Consider the following 5,403-nt stretch of genomic DNA (forward strand, 5'->3'; position numbering starts at 1 on the left):
CCAGCGGACAGCTTCTTCGACGGCTACCAGGCGGCGGAACATTTTGACGGGGTGGGTCAGTGCCTGCGGCTATGGGACAGGATCAAAACCGCCGATGGCCGGCGCCGGGCGCTGGAGTGCCTGCGCGAACTGGCGGATGAACCGGCGACGTGACGCCTGTCGCACAGCTGGATCAGAGTTCCGGAGCGGTATTCCCCTCAATCAGCCGGGCGTACTCGATCTCGGCTAGGCCGTAGGTGTCCCCTGCGCGGTCGAGCAGCCCCTCACGATCGAGGATTTCGACGGCACCGCGGCGCTTACGCACCAAACCGTCCTTCTCCAACGCTATCAAGGCTGCGGTGACACCGGGCCGCTCGACGCCCAGCATCAGCGACATGAATTCCTGCGTGACCGTGATTGCATCCCCGTCGATCCGATCGTGGCACATCAGCAGCCAACGGGCGAGCCGAGTCGGCGTGTTCCCCCGCGCGTTGGCGAATGCCGTCTGGGCCGTCTGCACGGACTGAGCTTGGGTGTATCGGAGCAGGAGAAGACGCAGAGCGGGGCGTACTTCAGCCATTGCGAGCAGCGCGCATGCATCGATCGACAATGCGTGCCCGGCGGCCTGTATGAAGTGCGTATGAGGGCTCCGATCATCGCCGAGCATGATGGGGGCGGCCCCGACCAAAGCTTCGCGTCCGAGCAACCCGATCTCGACCCGACCGCTGGGGGCATCGGTCGTGACGGAGACGATGCCGTCTTCCACGAAGTAGACGGTCTTGATCGGCGTGTTGGCTGAGATCAAGACCTGCCGGAGGAGTATCGTCTCAAAGCGTAGCGCGGGTGCCAGCGCCAAGAAATCTTCTGGTGCGAGCGCCAGGAGAAGGCGGTTGCGCAGATCGGCCTGCTTGAGATTTGCCACGTGTGCTCGCTCATACGGGGCAAGAGCACAAGCGGTCCCTCAATCATCAACGCCCTGACGTCGGTTGGTGATAGGATTGATGTGGTGTAGATCGACGATATAAACAACTAAGTCTCAATTGTAAAAAATCTACACGCAATAGCGCTAAATAGATGAATATAGTCTCATAATGAGTTGATAAATTTTCAGTGAAGGTCGGCTTTTGATCGAAAAGCCTTACCCAGCCTCGGCCTTCAAAAGTTCGTTGACGAGAGTAAGCACCATATCCCGGGCTTCGGGGCGCTTCAACGCGAGCCACATCTGGATCAGATGAGCGGCGTCTTTCGATCCAGACGCATGCTGGGTCTCATAGAACCGCTCTCGCGAACAGGCGAGCACCTGCGCCAAACGGTCAAGCGGATCCTGTGCATGGCGATTTGTTGGCGCGCCAATGTCTTCGGGGGTTAGCATATCCATGGAGCACACCCGAGTGAGGTTCGCATGCGGCAGTGGAGAAATAGCTTAGCCATCTATTCAGGGTTGTAATACGGTAAAGATTATACAATCATATGACGGACTAGTGAGATTTGTAAAATTATTACAAAAATAGTTCTCCAGCTTTATCGGGAGAGGAGAGTATGAGTTCGACACCAGATCTGGACCATATTGCGGATGCGGTGATAAAGGCTCATTATCTCATCCAAGATCACGGCACTTCAGAAATGAAAGCGTTGAGCAGGATGCTATTGCTCATCGTTGGTCAAGAAATTGCTCAGTATAGCTGCACACACGATGGCGTGTCGACTCTTATGATAGCCGATGTTGATCCGCAATATAAACTACTATCAGACTGAGATTGGATTGAACCCTATTTGCAGACTTACTTCACATACTGGCAGGCAGTCGCAGACTGTTTTAGATTAAAAAAGAGCTTTTTAGCAGGAGCGAGGCACGTGTACGATCCTTCGCTTCGCAATCAGTGATTGCGGCCTGCATGACGCGAGGCTAAAACAAAAGGGATGGGCCGACCGCGGGAGCTTCGCGATGTCGAACGGATCAGTTCCGCCTTCCGATCCTGCGCGTAGAATGCTTGAGCGCATCGCCGTCTCCCTCGGCTGCACCACCGAGTCTCTCCGCACGAGCGAAGGTCTGCCAACCGATCTCGTCGATCTCGACGAGCTCCTGAGACGCTGGGCGGTACTCCGAACCGATGAGCAGCGGCAGCATGTGCTCCGCGCGGCCCGCGAAGCGGCCGAACAGTTCACTGGATGAGAGCGGAATGCGCTACGGGCTGCACCGCTATATGAAGCCCAGTCATCAAACTGCTGATGCGGCAGAGGCACGCTAGCTATAGTCCATTGCTGCCCTGCTGCCGGGGATCCCCAAGCCCGAGCACATCAGGGAGGTGCGGGCGATCCTGCCAGGACTTGCAAGGAACCCCGAAGAGCATCCACGCCCGCCCTTCCGATGGACCTTGGGGGGAGGCATCGCGGGGCGAGCGTGGTGGTCGAGAGGAGACCCGACCTCGTGATCGTAGCAAAGCGCATGCGAGGCTTAAACGTCCCGCGCATCCGGCACAGCTGACGCTACGCGAGAGACGAGAGCCTACGGCTGCCGTGTCAGCCACTCGCCCTCGATCGTGAGGGTGGCTCGGTAGACTGGGATACCGTGATCGTCCCGCATCGTGACGCTGACCTTCTCGCCCATTCTCGTCAGCGGCTGATCTTTGACCATGTCGGGGAGCGATCGAAGCGCTTCCTGCGAAGCGGTGTGGGCATCATCGAAAACGAGGCCCACATCGTCGCTGACGTCACCGCCATTGCTCACATCGAAGAAGTAGCGGGCCACCAGCACCTCCAAAGCCGATGCTGGGCTAACCACAGGCGCTGCAAAAGAGTTCAGTGAACAGGACACCTGGGCCGATCGGGGCGCATCACATAAATCTAGCGCCCATTGGCTCAGAGCAAGCTACTTAGTCGGTGAGGTGCAAATACTTCGGGTTGAAGTCAGCAACCGCACACAGGGCTTCCCAGTCTGAAATTACCAATCGGCGAGCATACAGGTCGATTACGCCTTCCTCGCGCAGGGTTTTCAGCATCCGGTTCACGTGCACCGAAGTCAGGCCCAACGCGTCGGCGAAGTCAGTCTGCCGGAGCGGCATCGGCATGCTGTTGCCATCGGTGAAACCAACCGCCTTGAGGCGCAGGTATAACTCGCAGAAGAGGTGAGCCAGCTTCTGACGGGCGTCGCGCCGACCGAGGCTGGTGATCCATGCCCGGTGCGTAGCCGCGCTGACGAGAACTTCCCGCCAAAAAGCTTGAGCGATGGCAGGGTATTGATCGGACAACTTCCGCATCTCGGCGTGCGGCACGAACGCGACGATGGAACGGGTCACCGTGGCCATGCCGAGATCTGGCGATGGCAGATACAGGCTCTGCAGGTCCGGCAGATCGCCAGGCACATGGAATGACAGGATCTGACATCGGCCATCCGTCAGGCTCTGATAGCAGCAGGTCCACCCGTCGAGGATTACGCAGCAATGGTCGGCCGTGCCGCCTTCATATTTGATGTCCCGAGAAGCTTCGATCGTCCGGATGATGAGCGGTAAGCCAAGGATCGCGCGTTCAGCCGCGACCGGCAGGGGCGCGTCACCTCCTAACCTGCGGGCCAACAAGCCAAAGGGGGACTTGGATAGTGCCATCGTATCCCACTTTATCCAGCAGACGATGCGCCTGTGACGCGCTCGCTAACTGCCGATCCTCCCAATCCTGCAACCAACCTGAAATATTGTATTCAGTTGCATGCTCAATTCCCGGGCCGGACAGCGCCTGTAATCAAGACGCGCGCAGCAGCCGTCCCGCCTCGTCCTCCAACCCAATCCTCCCGCGATTGAGCCGCGCCCGTATCAGCTTGCTCGGGTTGAAGTGGATGCTCGTTTTGCCAGGCACCTGCACGTGGGCACCGGATCGCGGGTTGCGGCCGATACGGGCATTAGCTTCCCGCGTTGAGAAGACGCCGAACCCGCGTAGCTCCACCCGGTCGCCATCCGCCAACGCGTCAGCCACTCTGTCGAGGATGGCATCCACAACTGCCTCAACATCCCGGGCGTACAGGTGCGGGTTCTGCTCCGCGATGCGGGCGACAAGATCGGATCGGATCATGCCGGGCAGGTGCAGGGACCGGACCGCGAGGGGCAAGTGCGCGGTCGCACTGTCCCTACTTTCCTCCTGCGCCGGCTACCTTGCCCTCGGTGGCATCAGCATCGGCGCTGGCCTTGAAGAAGTCCTCGACTGGCCTGCCCAGGGCTTCGCTGAGGCGCCTCAACGTCCGCAGCTTGCGCTCGCGATCGCGCGTCTGTGCAACCTTATCCGCTGAGGGAAGACGGATGTCTCGGCCGTCGCCTTTGTCGAGTTCGGCCATCTCAGACCTACCATGATTGTGACCATGCGATTGTATATCGCAGTTGCGGATCGACGAAAAGTTGTGCTGCAAATCCCTACCTATGGTGCAAAAAGGCTTGGACGGTGCATGCCGCGTCGATCATCGAACAGCATCGTGTCGTCGGCTTCGCTGCAGCTGACCACTCTCAGCATCGGCTTGTGGGAGGAGGATGTCAGCACGGATCGCATTCGCGGCGATGCGGTCATGGGCCGAATGTACGGATTGTCCGATGCGGAGATCGCCGAGGGCATCTCTCGCGCGCAGCTCTTCTTGATCTTCCATCCGGATGAAGTCGCCCGCGACCCGGAGCTGCGTCGTAGCGTGCGCGAGGAAGGCGGCCTGTTCGTGTGGGAGCACCGTATCATGCCGGCACCCGACGTGGTGCGCTGGGTGTTGGTGCGCGGACATTACGAGCGAGGCACAGACGGGCGGATGCGCGGGCGCGGGATCGTCATCGACGTGACCGACACGCGGGCTGATGGTCATGTCGATGGACCGTCACGCTACCTAGCGGTGCGCGAGGCAGCGGGCTCAGCCGCCGAGCACATGGCGGATGGTGCACTCAAGCTCTGGGAGCACATGCACCAGCTCGACGACGACAGCGCCGCCCGGCTTCGTCCGTTGCTGCAGGCGCTGCTGTTCGAACTTGGCCGCCAGATCGCGGCGTCATTGCCGGACGGACAGGGCCCAACGTCATCGACGTCCTCACGCGATCCGAGGTTGCACTGAACCAACCCGCCGCGAGTCGGACGAGTAAAGGTGCCCCTGCGGGGACTCAGCGTCCGACAATTCACGGCGGGGTCGGATGGGCGGCCACGATGGCGGCGGCCAGCCCGTTCCGGAACGTCTTCTCCTGCGGGCCCGCTCGCTCGACCCGGTCGAGGCCGGGCGCAGCCGCCACGATGGCAGCGATGTCGATGCTGTAGCCGCTGGCGAACCGGTAGGGCCCAGCCGCCAGGTCCCGCAAGTAGAGGTCGATGGCTGCTACGACCTCCTGGCTCGTGATGATGCCCGCCTTGCGCAGGTCCGCGAGAGTCGAAGGTCCGGCCGGCATGGTCGCGCTGATCATTCCCTGACGTTGA

10 protein-coding genes are annotated in these 5,403 nt (G+C 60.3%); 3 read left to right on the forward strand and 7 right to left on the reverse strand.

Going from position 1 to position 5,403, the window contains the following annotated elements; translation table 11 throughout:
• Nucleotides 1-172: 172 nt before the first annotated feature.
• Both MKK63_RS22085 and MKK63_RS22090 read right to left on the reverse strand, forming a co-directional pair.
• Nucleotides 173-901, reverse strand: a complete 729-nt coding sequence (locus tag MKK63_RS22085) for a Crp/Fnr family transcriptional regulator (protein ID WP_244005619.1) — start codon at nt 899-901, stop codon at nt 173-175.
• A 216-nt stretch (nt 902-1,117) separates the two neighbouring features.
• Entirely contained in the window at nt 1,118-1,357 is a 240-nt protein-coding gene (locus tag MKK63_RS22090) for a hypothetical protein (protein WP_244005620.1), read from the reverse strand.
• 161 nt (nt 1,358-1,518) lie between these two features.
• On the opposite strand from MKK63_RS22090, the gene MKK63_RS22095 reads away from it, so the two are divergent.
• Together MKK63_RS22095 and MKK63_RS22100 are read left to right on the forward strand one after the other, a co-directional pair.
• Nucleotides 1,519-1,734: a hypothetical protein gene (locus MKK63_RS22095; protein WP_244005622.1), complete on the forward strand. Its 216-nt coding sequence runs from the start codon at nt 1,519-1,521 to the stop codon at nt 1,732-1,734.
• A gap of 232 nt (nt 1,735-1,966) precedes the next feature.
• Nucleotides 1,967-2,152: a hypothetical protein gene (locus MKK63_RS22100; RefSeq protein ID WP_244005624.1), complete on the forward strand. Its 186-nt coding sequence runs from the start codon at nt 1,967-1,969 to the stop codon at nt 2,150-2,152.
• A gap of 333 nt (nt 2,153-2,485) precedes the next feature.
• Here the strand turns inward: MKK63_RS22100 and MKK63_RS22105 are convergent, their stop codons facing one another.
• From MKK63_RS22105 to MKK63_RS22120, 4 genes are all read right to left on the reverse strand, one after another.
• Entirely contained in the window at nt 2,486-2,728 is a 243-nt protein-coding gene (locus tag MKK63_RS22105) for a DUF6894 family protein (protein WP_244005626.1), read from the reverse strand.
• Nucleotides 2,729-2,852: 124 nt separating this feature from the next.
• Nucleotides 2,853-3,581, reverse strand: coding sequence for a Crp/Fnr family transcriptional regulator (locus MKK63_RS22110; RefSeq protein WP_244005628.1), 729 nt, complete (start codon nt 3,579-3,581; stop codon nt 2,853-2,855).
• A gap of 133 nt (nt 3,582-3,714) precedes the next feature.
• Entirely contained in the window at nt 3,715-4,041 is a 327-nt protein-coding gene (locus tag MKK63_RS22115; protein WP_244005635.1) for an HU family DNA-binding protein, read from the reverse strand.
• A 55-nt stretch (nt 4,042-4,096) separates the two neighbouring features.
• Entirely contained in the window at nt 4,097-4,300 is a 204-nt protein-coding gene (locus MKK63_RS22120; protein ID WP_244005630.1) for a hypothetical protein, read from the reverse strand.
• 12 nt (nt 4,301-4,312) lie between these two features.
• On the opposite strand from MKK63_RS22120, the gene MKK63_RS22125 reads away from it, so the two are divergent.
• Complete coding sequence (locus MKK63_RS22125; RefSeq protein WP_244005631.1) at nt 4,313-5,050, forward strand: diguanylate cyclase; 738 nt, start codon at nt 4,313-4,315, stop codon at nt 5,048-5,050.
• 61 nt (nt 5,051-5,111) lie between these two features.
• On the opposite strand, the gene MKK63_RS22130 is transcribed toward MKK63_RS22125, so the two are convergent.
• On the reverse strand, nt 5,112-5,403 hold a 292-nt coding region (locus MKK63_RS22130; protein WP_244005633.1), incomplete at its 5' end, for a hypothetical protein.

The sequence above is a fragment of the Methylobacterium sp. J-088 genome (assembly GCF_022829295.1).
In the GTDB taxonomy this organism is placed as follows: Bacteria; Pseudomonadota; Alphaproteobacteria; order Rhizobiales; family Beijerinckiaceae; genus Methylobacterium.